The 15,506-nt window shown below is 74.0% G+C and carries 13 protein-coding genes; 4 read left to right on the top strand and 9 right to left on the bottom strand.

Features of this window, described 5'->3' with window-relative positions:
- Positions 1–71 precede the first annotated feature (71 nt).
- On the bottom strand, positions 72–779 hold the full coding sequence (locus AB0G84_RS18350; protein WP_361321325.1) for a PAS domain-containing protein: 708 nt from the start codon (positions 777–779) through the stop codon (positions 72–74).
- Between the two features lie 105 nt (positions 780–884).
- On the opposite strand from AB0G84_RS18350, the gene AB0G84_RS18355 reads away from it, so the two are divergent.
- Together AB0G84_RS18355 and AB0G84_RS18360 are read left to right on the top strand one after the other, a co-directional pair.
- Positions 885–4,073 carry a cytochrome P450 gene (locus AB0G84_RS18355; protein ID WP_361321327.1) on the top strand — a complete coding sequence of 1,063 codons (3,189 nt, stop codon included), beginning with the start codon at positions 885–887 and terminating at the stop codon, positions 4,071–4,073.
- A gap of 313 nt (positions 4,074–4,386) precedes the next feature.
- Positions 4,387–4,989: an SUKH-4 family immunity protein gene (locus AB0G84_RS18360; RefSeq protein WP_361321329.1), complete on the top strand. Its 603-nt coding sequence runs from the start codon at positions 4,387–4,389 to the stop codon at positions 4,987–4,989.
- Between the two features lie 150 nt (positions 4,990–5,139).
- Here the strand turns inward: AB0G84_RS18360 and AB0G84_RS18365 are convergent, their stop codons facing one another.
- Entirely contained in the window at positions 5,140–5,484 is a 345-nt protein-coding gene (locus AB0G84_RS18365; RefSeq protein WP_361321331.1) for a helix-turn-helix transcriptional regulator, read from the bottom strand.
- A 253-nt stretch (positions 5,485–5,737) separates the two neighbouring features.
- Here AB0G84_RS18365 and AB0G84_RS18370 point away from each other — a divergent pair, with 253 nt between their 5' ends.
- Positions 5,738–6,646 (top strand): EamA family transporter, encoded by a 909-nt coding sequence (locus AB0G84_RS18370; RefSeq protein WP_361321333.1) that lies wholly within the window; start codon positions 5,738–5,740, stop codon positions 6,644–6,646.
- A gap of 69 nt (positions 6,647–6,715) precedes the next feature.
- Here the strand turns inward: AB0G84_RS18370 and AB0G84_RS18375 are convergent, their stop codons facing one another.
- Positions 6,716–7,258: a DUF2165 domain-containing protein gene (locus AB0G84_RS18375; RefSeq protein ID WP_361321335.1), complete on the bottom strand. Its 543-nt coding sequence runs from the start codon at positions 7,256–7,258 to the stop codon at positions 6,716–6,718.
- A gap of 215 nt (positions 7,259–7,473) precedes the next feature.
- Here AB0G84_RS18375 and AB0G84_RS18380 point away from each other — a divergent pair, with 215 nt between their 5' ends.
- A complete protein-coding gene (locus AB0G84_RS18380) occupies positions 7,474–8,508 on the top strand; it encodes a phosphatidylinositol-specific phospholipase C domain-containing protein (protein WP_361321337.1) in 1,035 nt (344 codons plus the stop codon).
- Here the strand turns inward: AB0G84_RS18380 and AB0G84_RS18385 are convergent.
- The 6 genes from AB0G84_RS18385 to egtA all read right to left on the bottom strand — a co-directional run bounded on the left by AB0G84_RS18385 (position 8,480) and on the right by egtA (position 15,351).
- Positions 8,480–9,565 (bottom strand): trypsin-like peptidase domain-containing protein, encoded by a 1,086-nt coding sequence (locus tag AB0G84_RS18385; RefSeq protein WP_361321339.1) that lies wholly within the window; start codon positions 9,563–9,565, stop codon positions 8,480–8,482. The genes AB0G84_RS18380 and AB0G84_RS18385 overlap by 29 nt on opposite strands.
- A gap of 343 nt (positions 9,566–9,908) precedes the next feature.
- Positions 9,909–10,868 (bottom strand): phosphatidylinositol-specific phospholipase C, encoded by a 960-nt coding sequence (locus AB0G84_RS18390; RefSeq protein WP_361321341.1) that lies wholly within the window; start codon positions 10,866–10,868, stop codon positions 9,909–9,911.
- 143 nt (positions 10,869–11,011) lie between these two features.
- Positions 11,012–11,974: an L-histidine N(alpha)-methyltransferase gene (gene egtD, locus AB0G84_RS18395; RefSeq protein WP_361321343.1), complete on the bottom strand. Its 963-nt coding sequence runs from the start codon at positions 11,972–11,974 to the stop codon at positions 11,012–11,014.
- Positions 11,971–12,726, bottom strand: a complete 756-nt coding sequence (gene egtC, locus AB0G84_RS18400) for an ergothioneine biosynthesis protein EgtC (RefSeq protein ID WP_361321345.1) — start codon at positions 12,724–12,726, stop codon at positions 11,971–11,973. The genes egtD and egtC overlap by 4 nt, the downstream gene beginning before the upstream one ends.
- Positions 12,727–12,754: 28 nt before the next feature.
- Positions 12,755–14,077, bottom strand: a complete 1,323-nt coding sequence (gene egtB / locus AB0G84_RS18405) for an ergothioneine biosynthesis protein EgtB (RefSeq protein WP_361321347.1) — start codon at positions 14,075–14,077, stop codon at positions 12,755–12,757.
- Positions 14,074–15,351 (bottom strand): ergothioneine biosynthesis glutamate--cysteine ligase EgtA, encoded by a 1,278-nt coding sequence (egtA, locus tag AB0G84_RS18410; protein WP_361321349.1) that lies wholly within the window; start codon positions 15,349–15,351, stop codon positions 14,074–14,076. Before egtA ends, egtB begins: the two co-directional genes overlap by 4 nt.
- Positions 15,352–15,506: the final 155 nt, after the last annotated feature.

The raw sequence follows: 15,506 nt of genomic DNA on the forward strand, positions 1-15,506 counted from the left end.
AGTCCCCGGGCTACCCCGGCAGTCCCCGGGCCGTCCGGCGTCCGTCCGCCGGTCCGGCCGGTCCCGTCTGCTCAGGCCGGTGCCGGCGGCCAGCTCTCCGGCGACAGCACGCCCAGCACATACGCCTTGGCCACCAGCGCGGTGCGCCCCTGGACGCGCCAGCGCCGGGACAGCCGGGTGAGGTGGTAGTTGACCCCGTCGACCGTCAGGCCCAGTGCGGAACCGATCGCCGCCGTGGTGGCACCGGCGGCGGCCAGGGCCAGGATGCGGGCCTCCACCGGGCTCGTACCGTCGCGCTGCGGCGCCGGCGGGTCGGGCTCCCTGACCTTCAGCAGCGCCAGCAGCGCGGGCGGCTGTACGGAGGGGTCGCCGACCGGATCCACCGTCAGCTCCCCTTCCCGCTCGGTCCCGTCGGACGCGGCCCGCCAGTGCACTGCGACCGGATAGCGCGACCGGCGGCCCAGCCGGATCGCCTCGGCGACCCGCACCAGTTGGGCCTCCGCCCGCGGCCGGAAGAGGTCTAGCAGGTTGCGGCCCCGCAGCCGGCCGGGCGCCACGCCCCACTGCTCGGCCATCGCCGGATTGGCGATCAGCACCTCACCGTCGGCCCGGCACACCGCGATCGGGGTCGGGATGCGGTCCAGCAGGATCAGGAAGTAGTTGCGCCAGGGGCCGTCCGCGTACGGCCCGGCCGGGTCGGGACGGGGATCCCGGCAGGGCTGTCCCCGTCCGTCCGGTGCCTGTGCGCCCGGCACACCGTCAGCCGTTCCCTCGTCCATTGCCCCATCCCCGGTCCGCACGCAAGAGCCCGCAGCGAAAAACCACTGCACAATCATGTAGTTGCCCGGGGCCGAGGTACACGCCGGGGCGCGCACGCTGGAGATATGACCGACACCATCGCGCTGCACCGCGAGGAACCCGCCGCCGACGACCGCATCCCGGTGGCCGACATCACGGCGAACCGCCTCTCCACGACGCCCATCCAGCAGGCCATGGACCTCGCCCGGACCCACGGCCCGGTCTTCCGGCGCCGGCTCGGCGACCGCGAGACCCTCTTTGTGACCTCGCTCGACCTGGTCACCGAGGTCGCCGACGAGACCCGCTTCGCCAAGGGCGTCTCGGTGATCCTGGAGAACGTCAGGGAGTTCGCCGGTGACGGTCTGTTCACCGCCTACAACGACGAACCCAACTGGGCCAAGGCGCACGAGGTCCTGATGCCGGCCTTCGCGCTGGGCTCGATGCGGACCTACCACCCGGCGATGCTCAAGGTCGCCCGCCGGGTCATCGCCGCCTGGGACCGGCGGATGGCCGAGGGCACGCCCGTCCAGGTCGCCGAGGACATGACCCGGATGACCCTGGACACCATCGGGCTCGCCGGCTTCGGCTTCGACTTCGAGTCCTTCACCCGCGGCGACGACGCGCACCCCTTCGTCGAGGCGATGGTGCGCTGCCTGCAGTGGAGCGGACGGAAGTTCGCCCGCGACCCGGAGGGCGACCACACCGAGGAGGACGCGGCCTTCCGCGCCGACGCGGACTACCTGGCCTCCGTCGTCGACGAGGTCATCGCCGCCCGCACGGCCGGTGGCGAGAGCGGTGAGGACGACTTGCTGGGCCTGATGCTCGGCGCCCGCGACCGGGACGAGGACGGGGCCGAGGGCGGTCCCTCGCTCGACCTGGCCAACATCCGCAACCAGGTCATCACCTTCCTGATCGCCGGCCACGAGACCACCTCGGGGGCGCTCTCCTTCGCCCTGTACCACCTGCTGAAGAACCCGACCGCGCTGCGTATGGTCCAGCGGGAGGCGGACGAGCTGTGGGGCGACCGGGCCGACCCCGACCCCACCTTCGAGGACATCGGCCGGCTGCCGTTCACCCGTCAGGCCCTCAACGAGGCGCTGCGGCTGTGGCCCACCGCCGCCGCCTTCACCCGGCAGGCCCAGCAGGACACCCTGCTCGGCGGGCGCTACCCGGTGAAGGCCGGCGAGCTGATCACCGTGCTCACCCCGATGCTGCACCGCGACCCGGCCTGGGGCGACAACCCCGAGCTGTACGACCCCTCCCGCTTCAGCCCGGAGGCCGAGGCGGCCCGCTCCCCGCACGCCTTCAAGCCGTTCGGCACCGGTGAACGCGCCTGCATCGGGCGGCAGTTCGCCCTGCACGAGGCGACCATGCTGCTGGCCCTGCTCGTCCACCGCTACCGGATGGCAGACCACGGTGACTACCGGCTGCACATCAAGGAGACGCTGACCCTCAAGCCCGAGGGCTTCACCATGGCACTGGCCGCGCGGACACCCGCCGACCGGGCCGCGGTCCGCGCCGCGCTGGCCGTCCTGCCCGGCGGCGCCACGGCCCCCGCCGGCGACGCGGCGACCCAGGACGGTCTGCCCACCCGCGTCCCTCAGGACACCGGCTTGCTGCTCCTGCACGGCAGCAACTACGGCACCTGCCGGGAGTTCGCCGAGCGGCTCGCCGACGAGGCGACCGGGCTGGGCTTCGCCCCCGAGGTCGCCCCGTTGGACGCCTGCGCCGGAGCGCTGCCCGGCGACCGGCCCGTCGTCATCGTCGCCGCCTCCTACAACGGACAGCCCACCGACGACGCGGCCGCCTTCGTCGACTGGCTGCGGACCGCGCAGGACGGTGCCGCCGCGGACGTCCCGTTCGCCGTGCTCGGCGTCGGCGACCGCAACTGGGCCGCTACCTACCAGCACGTCCCCACCCTCATCGACGACCGGCTGCACGCCCTGGGCGGCCACCGGCTGCTGCCCCGCGCCGAGGCCGACGCCTCCGGCAACCTCACCGCCACCGTCCAGGAGTTCACCGCCTCCCTGCGCACCGAACTGCTGGCCCGCTACGGCGACCCGGCCAGCGTCGGCGCGAACGCCCCGGTGGCGGAAGACACCGGCTACACGGTCACCGAGGTCACCGGCGGCCCCCTGGACGCCCTCGCCGCCCGGCACGGCCTCACCCCGATGACGGTCACCGAGGCGTACGACCTGACCGCCCAGGACTGGCCGCGGCCCAAGCGGTTCCTGCGCCTGGCCTTGCCGGACGGCGTGACGTACCGCACCGCCGACCACCTGGCCGTGCTGCCCGTGCACACCCCCGCGGTGGTCGAGCGGGTCGCCCAGGCCCTCGGCGTCGCCCTGGACACCGTGCTGTCCCTGCACCCGGGCCGTCGCCCCGGCCGGGACGCGCTGCCCGTCGACCGGCCGCTAACCGTCCGCGAACTCCTGTCGCACCACCTGGAGTTGGGCGCCCGTCCGACCACCGCACAGGTGGCCCTGCTCGCCGCGCACAACCCCTGCCCGCCCGAGCGGGGGGCCCTCGAAGCGCTCCCCGAGGACGACCCCCGCACCCTCGTCGAACTGCTCGAGGCGCACCCCGCGCTGCGCGGCGCCCTGGACTGGCCGACGATCCTGGAGCTGTTCCCGCCGCTGCGGCCCCGGCACTACTCGGTGTCGTCCGCACCCGCCGTCGACGCCCGGCACGCCGATCTGATGGTCTCGCTGCTGCCCGGCGGCACCGGCTCGACCCATCTGCACGGCCTGCGGCCCGGGGACACCGTGCTGGCCCGCGTCCAGCCCTGCCGGGAGGCCTTCCGCCTGGACCCGGTCGATGACACCCCGGTCATCCTGGTCGCCGCCGGCACCGGCCTGGCGCCCTTCCGCGGCGCCGTCGCCGACCGCCTCGCCGCGGGCCAACAGGCCCCCGCCCGGCTCTACTTCGGCTGCGACGACCCGGATGGCGACTTCCTGCACGCCGCCGAACTCGCCGCCGCCGAGGACGCCGGCGCCGTCTCGCTCCGCCCGGTCTTCAGCGCGCGCCCCGTGGACGGCCACCGCTTTGTGCAGCACCGCATCGCCGCCGAGGCCGCCGAGGTCTGGGAGCTGCTCCAGGCCGGGGCCCGGGTCTACGTCTGCGGCGACGGCAGCCGGATGGCTCCCGGGGTGCGGGCGGCGTTCCGCGAGGTGCACGCCGCGCACACCGGAGCCTCCCCCCAAGAGTCCGAGGCCTGGCTGCGTGAACTGACCGCCTCCGGCCGGTACATCGAGGACGTGTACGCGGCGGGCTGAGCCGCCGGCGGAGTCCACCGGCTGCCGGGCGGGGCCTTGACCCGGCGGCCGGCTGGATGCTCCGGCCCGGCTCGGCCCCGGCCCCGGGGCAAGCCGCCGCCAGGCCGGGCCGAGCCAGGTGCCGGCCGGGCCAAGGCCGGCGGGCCAGGCCGGGCCCGGCCGCGGTGACGTGGGTGGGGCCGGGGCAGCGCGGCTGGCGACGACCGGCTGATGGGCCACCGGATCGCGGGCGAGGACGCGGTGTCAGACCCCTGTGGTCTGCTGGGTGCAGGAGATCGGCAGAGCGCCGGTCGTACGCCGGGGGAGAGGAACCATGACCACCACTGCCGAGGACACACCACTGGCACCGGACGCGGACTGGCTAGAGGCGCGGTTCGGGGTGGGCTCGCTGTGGCGGCCCACCGAGGCCGAACTGCCCGAGGAGCTGACCCACCCGGAGACCCGGAGGTTCCTGACCACCGTCGGCTTCCCGGCGGTGCGGATCGACATCGTCGGGTTCGACGCCTCCCACCTGCGGGCGGACGACGGCGAGGCGCTGCACCCCTTCGACGCCGACGAGTTGTACGGGAACCGCTACCCGGACGACCACTCCCCGCCGGTGAACTTCTGCTTCTCGGTGGGCACCTGGTCCGACCAGATGCTGATGCTGAACGGCGCGCACGGCGGCGTCGACCACTACGACCCCAACGGCTGGGACCACGGCGCCGGCTACCAGGGCCCCGCGGCCTGGTCGCTGCCGGACCTGGCCGTTCTGCTGGGGCTGATGGTCGAGAGCGGGGAGGCGCTCGATGCGGACGACGCCGGTGCGCGGCACACCGCCGCGACAGAGCTGCGCGCCCGGATGCGCAGCCATGACGCGACGGTTGACGAATCGCCGTTCTGGGGCGCGGTGCTGGAGGAATTCGAGGACTACTAGGCCCTTTCGGGGACTACTTCGAGGACTACTAGGCCCTGGCGCGCGCCCGGGACGCGCGGGTGCTCGGTCGTCCGTCCCGACGCGGGCATCGGTGTTGTTGCCGGCGTCGGCGCCGCTGTGGGACGGCCGTGCGGAGCAGTCGGCTGCCCTTCAGCCGATGTCGTCGGCGCGGAGGGTCAGGTCGAGGAGGCCGGGGAAGCGGGCGTCGAACTCCTGCCGGCGCAGTCGGTTGAGCCGTTTGGGGCCCTGGTCGCGCTGCTCGACAAGGCCTGCGTCCCGCAGCACGGCGAAGTGGTGGCTCTTCGCGGCCCGGCCGACGGGTACGTCGAAGTTGCTGCAGCTGAGCGTCCAGTCGGGGTGGTCCGCCAGGTCGCGGACCAACCGGATGCGCACGGGATCCGCGAGTGCGGAGAGCGCGGTCAGAAGGGGCACGTCGTCGGGGTGCGTGTGCACGGGCGCCGGGCGGTGGCCACCACCCTCACTCCGTTCCGTCATCCCTCTTCCTCCTCCGTGGCCGGTGCGCGCAGGAACTCACTGTTCGATGCCGATCATACAGTGCTAGTGTTCGCTTCTGGTTGAACACTCGCGGAGGGTGGTGCGGGGCCCGCGGTCGTTTCCACGCCCCTCCGGGCACTGGTGAGAAGGCCTGCAGGCTCGGGGTGTCCGGCCGGGCGCCGGGCCCAGGGGGAACGGAGAGGGAATGCAGCAGAGCAGTGCGGCCCGAGGGCTTTCCGCTGTCGTGGGAAGGGTGCCCGCTCCGTGCCTGGTGCTGGCCGGTGTGTGCGGAACGCAGTTCGGCGCGGCATTCGCGCCACGTGCGTACCCCCAAGTAGGCGCAGCGGGCGTGGTGTTCCTACGGCTGCTGATCGCCGGTGTGCTGCTGTGCCTGCTGTGGCGTCCAGGGCGCCAGGCGTGGACGGGGGACAAGGGTGCCTGGGGGACGGTGCTCGCCGCCGGGGTCCTGCTCGCAGGGCACCACCTCGCGTTCTTCGAAGCCGTCAACCACCTTCCCCTCGGGATCGTGGCCACGATCGAATTCCTCGGCCCGTTCACCATCGCCCTGGCCGGCTCCCGTCGGGTGATCGACCTGCTGCCGGCGTGCCTGGCAGCGGGCGGTGTCTTCCTGCTGGGCGACGGGGGCGGCTCCTCCCTCCCCCTGGGCGGCCTCGCCCTGGCCGTTGCGGCGGCGGGCTGCTGGGCCGGATACATCCTGGTCTCCGCCCGTATGGCCACGCGGTTCAGCGGCGGCCAGGGCCTGGCGGTGGCCATCGTCTGGGCGGCGCTGCTGAGCGCCCCCTACGGCATTGCCCACGCCGGCGGCGCCCTGCTGGACCCGCACGTCCTCGGGGTGGCAGCCGTGGTGGCGGTGGCCTCCAGCGTGCTGCCGTACTCGCTCAACCTGGAGGCGCTGCGCCGGATTCCGCCCCGCGTCTTCGGCGTACTGACGAGCCTTGAGCCGGCTGCGGGTTCCCTGTTCGGCCTGATCGTCCTCGGGCAGCACCTCCACGGGCCGCAGTGGCTCGGCATCGCCGCCGTCGCCTGCGCCTCCATCGCCGCGACCTATCTGGGCACCGGTAGGCGCGCAACCCCACGCGTGCGCGCGACACGCAGGTGCGTACCCGAGGAGAGCGCCCCGCGGAACGAGCCCGTCCCGTGAACGGCCGGACCTCGTCCTGGATTTGCCGGGACCGCTGGGGGCGGCCGGGGCGCCCCGGCCGCCCCGGCCTTACGGAGCCGTGGTGACGGCGTCGGGTGCGGGCTGCTCCGTTCCGCTTGCCTCGGCCCGGGGGGCGGCCGGCGCCCCGAGGTGGACGACCAGTAGGGCGATCCCGGCGAGCGTGAGGTTGCGGGTCGCCGCTTCTAGGCCGTTCCAGCTCTTGGACTGCCACATCGAGAACCACTCGCCGCCGATGGCGAGGAAGCCCGCACCGAACAGCAGCAGCACCATCAGCAGCCCGAGGGTGCTGAACAGCCGTGCCCGCGCGAGGGCGCCGTGGCGCCGCAGGCCGACCGCCCACAGCGCGGTCGCCGCGATCAGGACCAGTGCGGCCAGCGACTCCCAGGCGATGATCGCCAGATACGCGGCGTCCTGCAGGGTGTGCGAGGTGATGGCCCGCCACATCAGGTCCGGGTCACGGAAGGTGGTGTCCATGGCCAGCACATGGCGGACGAACTGCTGATTGGTGCCGTAGTCGGTGATGTTGCCGAAGGCGATCAGGGCGATGTGGAGCGCCACAGTGGCGGTGAGCAGGGCCGCCGCGAGCGGCATCCCCGTGGGTGCTATCCGGCCGGCAGCCGGTTTCTCGGACACAGTTCCTCCGTGAGTCGGTCATGTTGGTGAGCTCTTTGCTACCCGTCCACCGCGCCCTGGCTCCCGGGTGGCGGCAACTCCCGTACGCTGCTCCCCGATCGACCGGGTGATCGACCGGCGAGCGGACGTTCGGGATGTGCCGGACGCTCGAGGATCCAGGGGAAGCGGGGCTCATGAACGGTAAGCGGTGCATGGGGACGGTGGCGGCCGCGGCGGCGGCAGTGATGGCGGTCGGCGGGCCGGCGGGTGCCGAGCCGGCCACCACGACATACGGCACCAGCACGTCCGTGGGCGTCCACAACGCCTATGACAAGGAGAAGTATCCCTACTTCGCCGATGCGCTGGACTCCGGTGCCTCCCTGCTCGAACTCGACCTCTGGACCAACGGCCTGGGCAGGTCCTTCCGGGTCTCGCACAGCAACCCGCTCGGCAACAACAGTAACTGTGCGGGCGCCGCGAACGCCGGGGAGCTGCGCACCAAGGACCGCAACCAGGACTTCGCCGGCTGCCTCGCCGACATGAAGGCCTGGCACGACGCACACCCCGGCCACCGCCCCATCCTGGTCAAGGTCGAGATGAAGGACGGCTTCAACGCCAAGGGCGGGCGCGGGGCGGCCGAATTCGACGCGCTGGTGCGGCAGAAGCTGGGCGACGCGGTATACGGCCCGGGCGACCTGACGGCCGGACACGCCACGCCCGACGAGGCGGTGCGGGCCGGCGGCTGGCCCGCCCGTAGCGCGCTGGCCGGGAAGTTCCTCTTCGAGCTGATACCGGGCACGGTCGAGGAGAGCAACCCGTTCGACAAGCTGTGGACCGACGTCGAGTACGCCACCCACCTCAAGGACCTGGCGGCGCAGGGGAAGCTGGCCGGGGCCACGGCCTTCCCCGCGGTGCACGGTGCGGCGCCCGGCGACCCCCGCGAGCGCTACCAGGACCCGGCGCTGCGCCCGTGGTTCGTGGTGTTCGACGGCGACGCCGCGACCTATATGAACGGCAGCATCGACACCGCCTGGTACGACGCCCGGCACTACCTGCTGATCATGACCGACGCGCACAACGTCCCGCCGGCGATCGACGGCACCCACCCGACCGAGGCGGAGGCGCTGGCCCGGGTCCGCCAACTCGCCGCCGCGCACGCCAGTTTCGCCACAGCGGACTGGTACCCGCTGCCGTCCGTCCTCAAGACCGTGGTGCCACGCGGAGCCTGACCTCCGGCGTGGGGGCCGGCCCCGCCGTCGCGCGGCGGTAGAGCGCGGCGACGTCCTCGCCGAACCGGCTGCTGAACGAGGTGAAGTCGTCGCCGCCCTCGTCGAGCCCCCCTACCACCCCGACCAGGGAGCCGGTGCCGGTGACCGGTTCGACGTCGGTGAGCAGCGGCCCGCCGCTGGTCCCGTTGGGGAACCCCGCGCAGGGGAACCGCAGTTGGGCCGGCCCCTCGGTCTCGACGGCGTGCCGGCAGCTGACCGGGGAGTCCTGGTCGGCGGGGTAGCCGGTGAGCAGCGCCGGGCGGCCGACCGGGTCGTCGAAGCGGATCCGCTCGGCGCCGGTGAGGTCCTCGATCCGGCGGCCGGCCTGCCCCGGTCTGCGCACCCTCAGGAAGGCCACGTCGTGGTCGGGGTCCCGGTCGCTGATCCAGCGCGGGTCGACATGGATGCGGGTGGGCACCCACAGGCCGTACGGCGCGATCCCGTCGCGCAGTCCGGGGGCGAAGACCAGTCGGGTGCGGAAGCCGCCGTCGTGGACGCAGTGCGCCGCGGTGACGACCAGGTCACCGGCCGGCGCGTGCACCACGCTCGCGGAGCAGTGGTGCGCCGGGTCGCCGTCGTCCCCGGGGGAGAAGAGCGCCCCGATCGCCGGGGACGGCCGCGCGGGCGCGGCCACCAGGGGCCGGGACACCGGCAGCGGGGCCACCGGACCGCTGCCGCGGCGGGCCGTGACGGGCGGCCCCGGACGCTCCTGGTACGGCCCGGCGAGCACCGCGGTGGCGGCCTGGTCGCCGTCGGCGCGGGTCGCCAGGTACGAGCCGGTCGCGCTGTCCCCGGCGGCCAGGAACGGATCGCGCGCCGGGGAGCCGAGCGCCAGCACCGCGCTGCTCAGGACGACGGTCAGCGCGCCCAGCGCCACGGTCGCCCGCAGCGGCACGCCGGCCCGGCCGCGCCCGATGCAGGTCGGCCGGCCCGGGCCCGAGCAGCTGCCGGGCGCGCCCGCCCCGGCTGCCCCGCCCGGGCTGTCCGCCGTCGCGGCCCCGCGTTCGCTCGTCTCCACCAACAGCCGCCTCGCCAGATCGGCCGGCGGCGCCCCTCAGGAGGCCGGGACGGCGCCGGAACCAGACATTTCACCCAGTCTGATGCAGCGCCGCCCGTCTTGGTTGGGTCACCCGGGCGGATCATTGCCGGCGGTGGGCACGGACCGGGCGGAGGGGGGCGCGGGACGGCCGGAGCGCCCCTGCTCCGGCGCCCCCACAGGACCCGCGGGCCCGGATCCACCGCCGTGGTGCCCGGACGCCGCAGGCTGGGCCGGTCGGGTGATCCGGACCCGGGCCCGCGGTCGGGCCGGCGTCACCCGGACGGAACGGGTGCCGGGCGGGCCCGGACGGGGGACGCCCTGCTCAGGACGTCAGCCGGACCCGCCGTCCCGCGAGGTTGTGCCGGATCAGCGCCTCCGCCAGCCCGAACTCCTGGGGGAAGTCCATCGGCACGATGCCCAGGCCCGTCCAGGAGCTGCCCTCGGAGCCCGTCAGGAGGTTCTTGACCTGCGGGTTGAGCCGGTCCGCGGTGGAGCGGGGCGGGAGCAGCGCGGCGGTGCTGACGTAGTTGACGAAGAGCTTGCCGGGCTGTGCGACCGCCTTGCGGAACTGCGCCTCGACCTTCGGCCACTTGCCGAACGGCTCGGCCATGTAGTCGTCCTGGATGTCGAACAGCTGCGGATCGCCGTACCGCACCCCGCCCAGGCCGTCGGAGTCCGCCAGCAGGACGACCCTGCCGCGGGCCTGGCCGAGCGTCGGGAGGCCGCCGTCCAGGCGGAACAGGGAGCGGTAGCCCTTGTCGTCCAGGTAGCGGGTGAAGATCCGGCGGAACTCCTCGGAGCTGACCTCCGAGTACTCCTGCTTGACCCGCATCAGCACCGCCTCGGAGGGGTGCGCCCGCAGGAACGCCCGGCAGGCGTTGAGCACATCGCCGAACATCAGCTCCTGGTAGAACGCGCCGTGGTGGATCGCGAAGACGCCGTCGACGGCCCGGCACCGGACGTCCAGGAAGCGGATGCCGGCGGCCAGTTGGGCGTCGATGGCGGTGTTCTGGCAGGCGACCCAGGGGCCGCCGATCCGGGCACCGGAGTCATGGGTGCCGGGGATCGTGAGGCGCTGGACGGGGGTGCCGTCGCCGAGCGCCGTCATCCAGTCCTGTACGGAGAGGACGGCGGGCGCGGGCCGCAGGGCCGGCCGGCGGACCGCCGCACCGGCGGTGAACTGCCCGCTGCCGAGGCTCGCCAGCACTCCGGCGGCCGACACCCCCGCCGCCCCCCGCAGGAAACCCCGCCGGTCCACTCCCGTGCCTTGCCGCTGCCCCATCCCGTTCCCCTGCCCCTCACGTCGGTGAGCGCCGCACCGGCCCCCGGTGCGCGGATGTGATCGGGGCATCGAACCACAACGGCCGCACGGATGGCACCCGGCCGGCATGCCGAGGGGCACACCGGCCGGAAGCGGACGGTCGGTCAGGCGCGGAAGGCCAGCGACAGCGCGAACCGGTCCGCGCCGTCGGTCCACCAGTTGGTCAACTCCCACCCGGCCGCCGCGAGTTCGGCGCGCACGCCGTCCTGACGGAACTTCGCCGAGACCTCGGTCCGCAGCTCCTCACCGGCCGCGAAGGTCGCCGCCAGGTCCGCGCCGGGGACCTTGACGGTCAGGTCCTTGCGGGCTCGCAGCCGCATCTCGATCCACTCGCGCTCGGGGTTCCACACCGCGACGTGGTCGAAGTCCGCGGGGTCGAAGTCGCCGCCCAGCTCGCGGTTGATGACCTGGAGCACGTTCTTGTTGAACGCGGCCGTCACCCCCTGCGGATCGTCGTACGCGGCTACCAGCGTGGCCTCGTCCTTGACCAGGTCGGTGCCGAGCAGCAGGGCGTCCCCCGGGGACAGCAGCGCGTGCACCGAGCGCAGGAAGGCCGCCCGCTCCTCGGGGAGCAGATTGCCGAGGGTGCCGCCGAGGAAGGCGAGCAGCCGCGGGCCGGGGGTGCCGGGCAGCTCCATGCCGTGCTGGAAGTCGGCGACCAGGGCGTGCACGGCGAGCCCGGGGTGCTCGGCGAGCAGCAGCTCGCCCGCTGAAGCCAGAGCGGACTCGCTGACGTCGACCGGCACATACGCCTCCAGCGAGCCCAGCGCGCCGATGAGGTGACGGGTCTTGTCGGACGAGCCGGAGCCCAGCTCGACCAGGGTCCGGGCGTGGGTGGCCGCGGCGATCTGGTCGGCGCGGGTGAGCAGGATCTCCCGCTCGGCGCGCGTGGGGTAGTAGTCGGGCAGCCGGGTGATCTCCTCGAACAGCTCGCTGCCCCGGGCGTCGTAGAACCACTTCGGCGGCAGCTGCTTGGGGGCGCGGGACAGCCCCTGGATGACATCGGCGCGCAGCGCGGCGGCGGTGGCGTCGGCGGGGAGGGTACGGGTGATGCTGAGCGGGCTCACGTCGCGGACTCCTTGAGCGGGGTGAGGTGGACCTCGGCCCGGGTGGCCCGCAGCAGGGTGCAGTCGGGTACCTCGGTCCAGAGGGGGGAATCGTCGTGGGGCTCGGAGGCGACGACCGTGCCGCCGCCCGGAAGGGTCAGGTGGAAGAGGGTGTCGCCCCAGGTGGTGGCGGCGATGGCGGTGCCGTCGGTGAGCAGCAGGTTGAGTCGGGATCCGGGGGCCGCCGCGGCGACGGCCGTGACGGTGCCGGCCAGTGCGTCGCCGAGCTCGTCGCCGCGCACCAGCCGGTGCCGGACCAGCGCCCACAGGAACGCCGCATCACACCGGGCCGGCAGTCGCAGCAGCTCCTCCGGCGGCAGCTCGGCGGCGAGCGGCGCCAGCGAGTCCGGCCAGCCGGTGACCGCGCCGTTGTGGCTGAAGAGGTAGCGGCCGGCGGCGAACGGCGCGGCGGCCGCCTCGGCGTCCGGCCCGGCCACGGTGGCGTCCCGTACGGCGGCCAGCAGGGCGCCGGTGCGCACCACCCGCGCCAGGTCGGGCAGCTGGGCATCGGCCCAGATCGGCCCGGCCCGCCGGTAGCGGGCGGGCACCGGGTCGCCCGGGGCGTACCAGCCGATGCCGAAGCCGTCCGCGTTGACCGTGCCGTGGCGCTGCCGGCGCGGTGCCCAGGACTGCCGGTGGAGGCTGCACGGCGGGTCCAGTACGAGCTGGCCGAAGGGTATCTCCGGCCCCGTGTAAGCCATATGACGGCACATCAGTTCACTGCCTTCCGGGCCGGGGGCCTCATGCGTCCGCCGTCAGGTCGGCGTCCCGCGCGGTACGGAAACCGGAGAAGATCTGCCGCCGGACCGGCAGGTCCCAGTTGCGGAAGGTTCCCCGGCAGGCGACCGGGGCGACCGCGAACGATCCGCCGCGCAGCACCTTGTACTGGTCGCCGAAGAACACCTCCGAGTACTCCCGGTAGGGGAAGGCGGCGAACCCCGGGTACGGCAGGAAGTCGCTCGCCGTCCACTCCCACACATCGCCCATCAACTGCCGGATGCCGATCGGCGACTGGCCGTCGGGGTAGCTGCCGATCGGGGCCGGCCGCAGGTGCCGCTGGCCGAGGTTGGCGTGCTCCGGCGTGGGGTCCTCGTCGCCCCAGGGGTAGCGCATCGACCGGCCGGTGACCGGGTCGTACCGGGCGGCCTTCTCCCACTCCGCTTCGGTCGGCAGCCGGCGGCCGGCCCAGCGCGCGAAGGCGTCCGCCTCGTACCAGCTGACGTGCAGCACCGGCTCGTCCGGGGGCACCGGCTCGGTCACCCCGAAGCGGCGGCGCAGCCACTGGCCGGCGTCCCGCTTCCAGAACAGCGGGGCGCGCAGCCGGTGCTCCTGCACCTGCGCCCAGCCCGCCGGTGCCCACCAGCGCGGCTCGTCGTAGCCGCCGGCCTCGATGAACCGCTGGTAGGCGCCGTTGCTGACGGGGGTGGTGTCGATCAGGAAGGAGGGCACGGTCCGGCGGTGCGCCGGCCGCTCGTTGTCCAGCGCCCAGGGCTCGGTGGACGTCCCCATGGTGAACGGCCCGCCGGGCACCAGGACCTCGGCCGGAATGACCTCGTCGGAGAGCGGGGGCGGCTCCGGCGCGGTGAGGACGGGCGGGCCGTGGCGCAGCTGGTGGGTGATCAGCATGGTCTCGTCGTGCTGCTGCTCGTGCTGGGCGATCATGCCGAAGGCGAAGCCGGAATCCAGCAGCGGGCCGCCGTGCAGCGGGGTGCGCTCCAGGATGTCCAGCACCCGGCCGCGGACCTCGGCGACGTAGCCGTGCGCCTCGTCGGGGGGCAGCAGCGGCAGCGAGGGACGCTCGGCGCGCGGATGCTCGAAGGCGTCGTAGACGGAGTCGATGTCCGGCCGCAGCGCCTCACGGCCGCCGACGGTGCGCAGCAGCCACTGCTCCTCCTGGTTGCCGATGTGCGCCAGGTCCCACACCAGCGGGGACATCAGCGGGGAGTGCTGGGCGACGAGGTCGGGGTGCTCGACACAGGTGGTGAGTAGACGGGTGCGGTCACGGGCGGCGAGCAGCGCCGCCGCGGCCCGCTCACGAAGGAGCTCGGGGTCGATGGTGGTCACTGGCTCTCCTTCCCGGGGATGGGTGCGCGCTCCGCGGCGTGCAGGGCGTCCAGGTGGTCGTCCGCCGGGCAGCGCCCGCGCGCCACATAGCGCGCGGTGAACTCCGCGACCGCGGCCCGCACCTCCGGCGAGGCGCCGAGCCGCGGCAGTGCCTCCTGCGCGGCGGCGAAACAGGCCACCGCCGCGGCGTGCAGCTCCGGATCGGTCAGCGCCCCGCGGGCCGCCCGCCGCCACAGCGGGTTGCGGGGGGCCGGCCGGGGCCCGGCGGTCTCGGCCAGCGGCTTGACGACGCGGTAGGCGCGCTCCGCGGCCTCCGGGTCGTCGAACAGCGCGGCCGTCACGGCCAGCGGCACCACCCACCCGGATTCCCCGGACTGCGCGTCGATCATGCGCAGCTCCAGATGGCCGCGCGGACGTACCGGTGGGAAGAGCGTGGTGACGTGGTAGTCGAGGTCCTCCACGGTGGGCGGTCGGGGCACACCGGTACGGACCCACTCGCGGAAGGTCAGCCCCTCCGGTGCGTCCCAGGGCCCGGCGTCGGCGCGGATGCACATCACCTGGGCGTCCAGGACGTAGCGCGCCCAGGCGGCGCGCGGATCCGGGCCCTGGGGCGGTGCCAGCGTCCGGTCCGGGTCCAGCTGGGACCAGATGACCTGGCGGGTGGTGCGGTAGCCGGTGGGGCAGCCCTCACTGGTCGGGGAGTTGGCGAACGCCGCGGCCAGCACCGCGCCCAGCAGGTGCGCCAGCAGCCAGCGCCGGCCGAGCCCGAGCGGCCCCGGCTCCTCGTGGCCGGCGTCCACACAGACCTGCACCGATGCGGTGGCACACATCATGGACCGCCCGGCGGAGCCCCAGCGGTCGAAGTACGCCTCCATGGCGTTGTAGCGGGGGTGGGTCAGGACGCGGTGCGGAGGGTGCCACGGGTTGTGACCGTGGCCGGCCAGGCCCAGGCCCATCGCCAGCATCGTGGGGCGGACCAGTGCGAGGTCGGCCGTCATGGCGTCGATGCACTCGGTCAGGGAGGCGGCGGGCAGCGAGCTGAGCTCCAGCTGGCCGCCGGGTTCGAAGGTCAGGAGGGAGGTGAGGGGGAGGGCGCGCAGGGTATCGGCGGCGCGCTGCAGCCGGTCCGGCGAGACCGGACATCGGGGGTTGTGCGCGTCGTGGACCAGCCACTCGATCTCGACCCCTATGCGGCGGGGTGGACCCGTCTTGAAGCAGATGCCGTGCAGGTGAGCTTCAAGGTCCGCTTCCGTTACCGAAGGCCGTACCGGCATGGAATCCCTCTCCCTCGTGGGCGCGGCAGGATTGCCGTTCTCCACCTAAACCGCTGCGCGCGCTCCGCTCAAGAGCGCGTGGGATCCGGATGTGGCGCCGGACGGGCCGCCGGGGAGGGCGTGGGCGGTCCGGGGAGAGGGGCTCTGCTGCGGTG

Source organism: Streptomyces sp. NPDC020742, from assembly GCF_040641675.1.
Classification (GTDB): domain Bacteria; phylum Actinomycetota; class Actinomycetes; order Streptomycetales; family Streptomycetaceae; genus Streptomyces.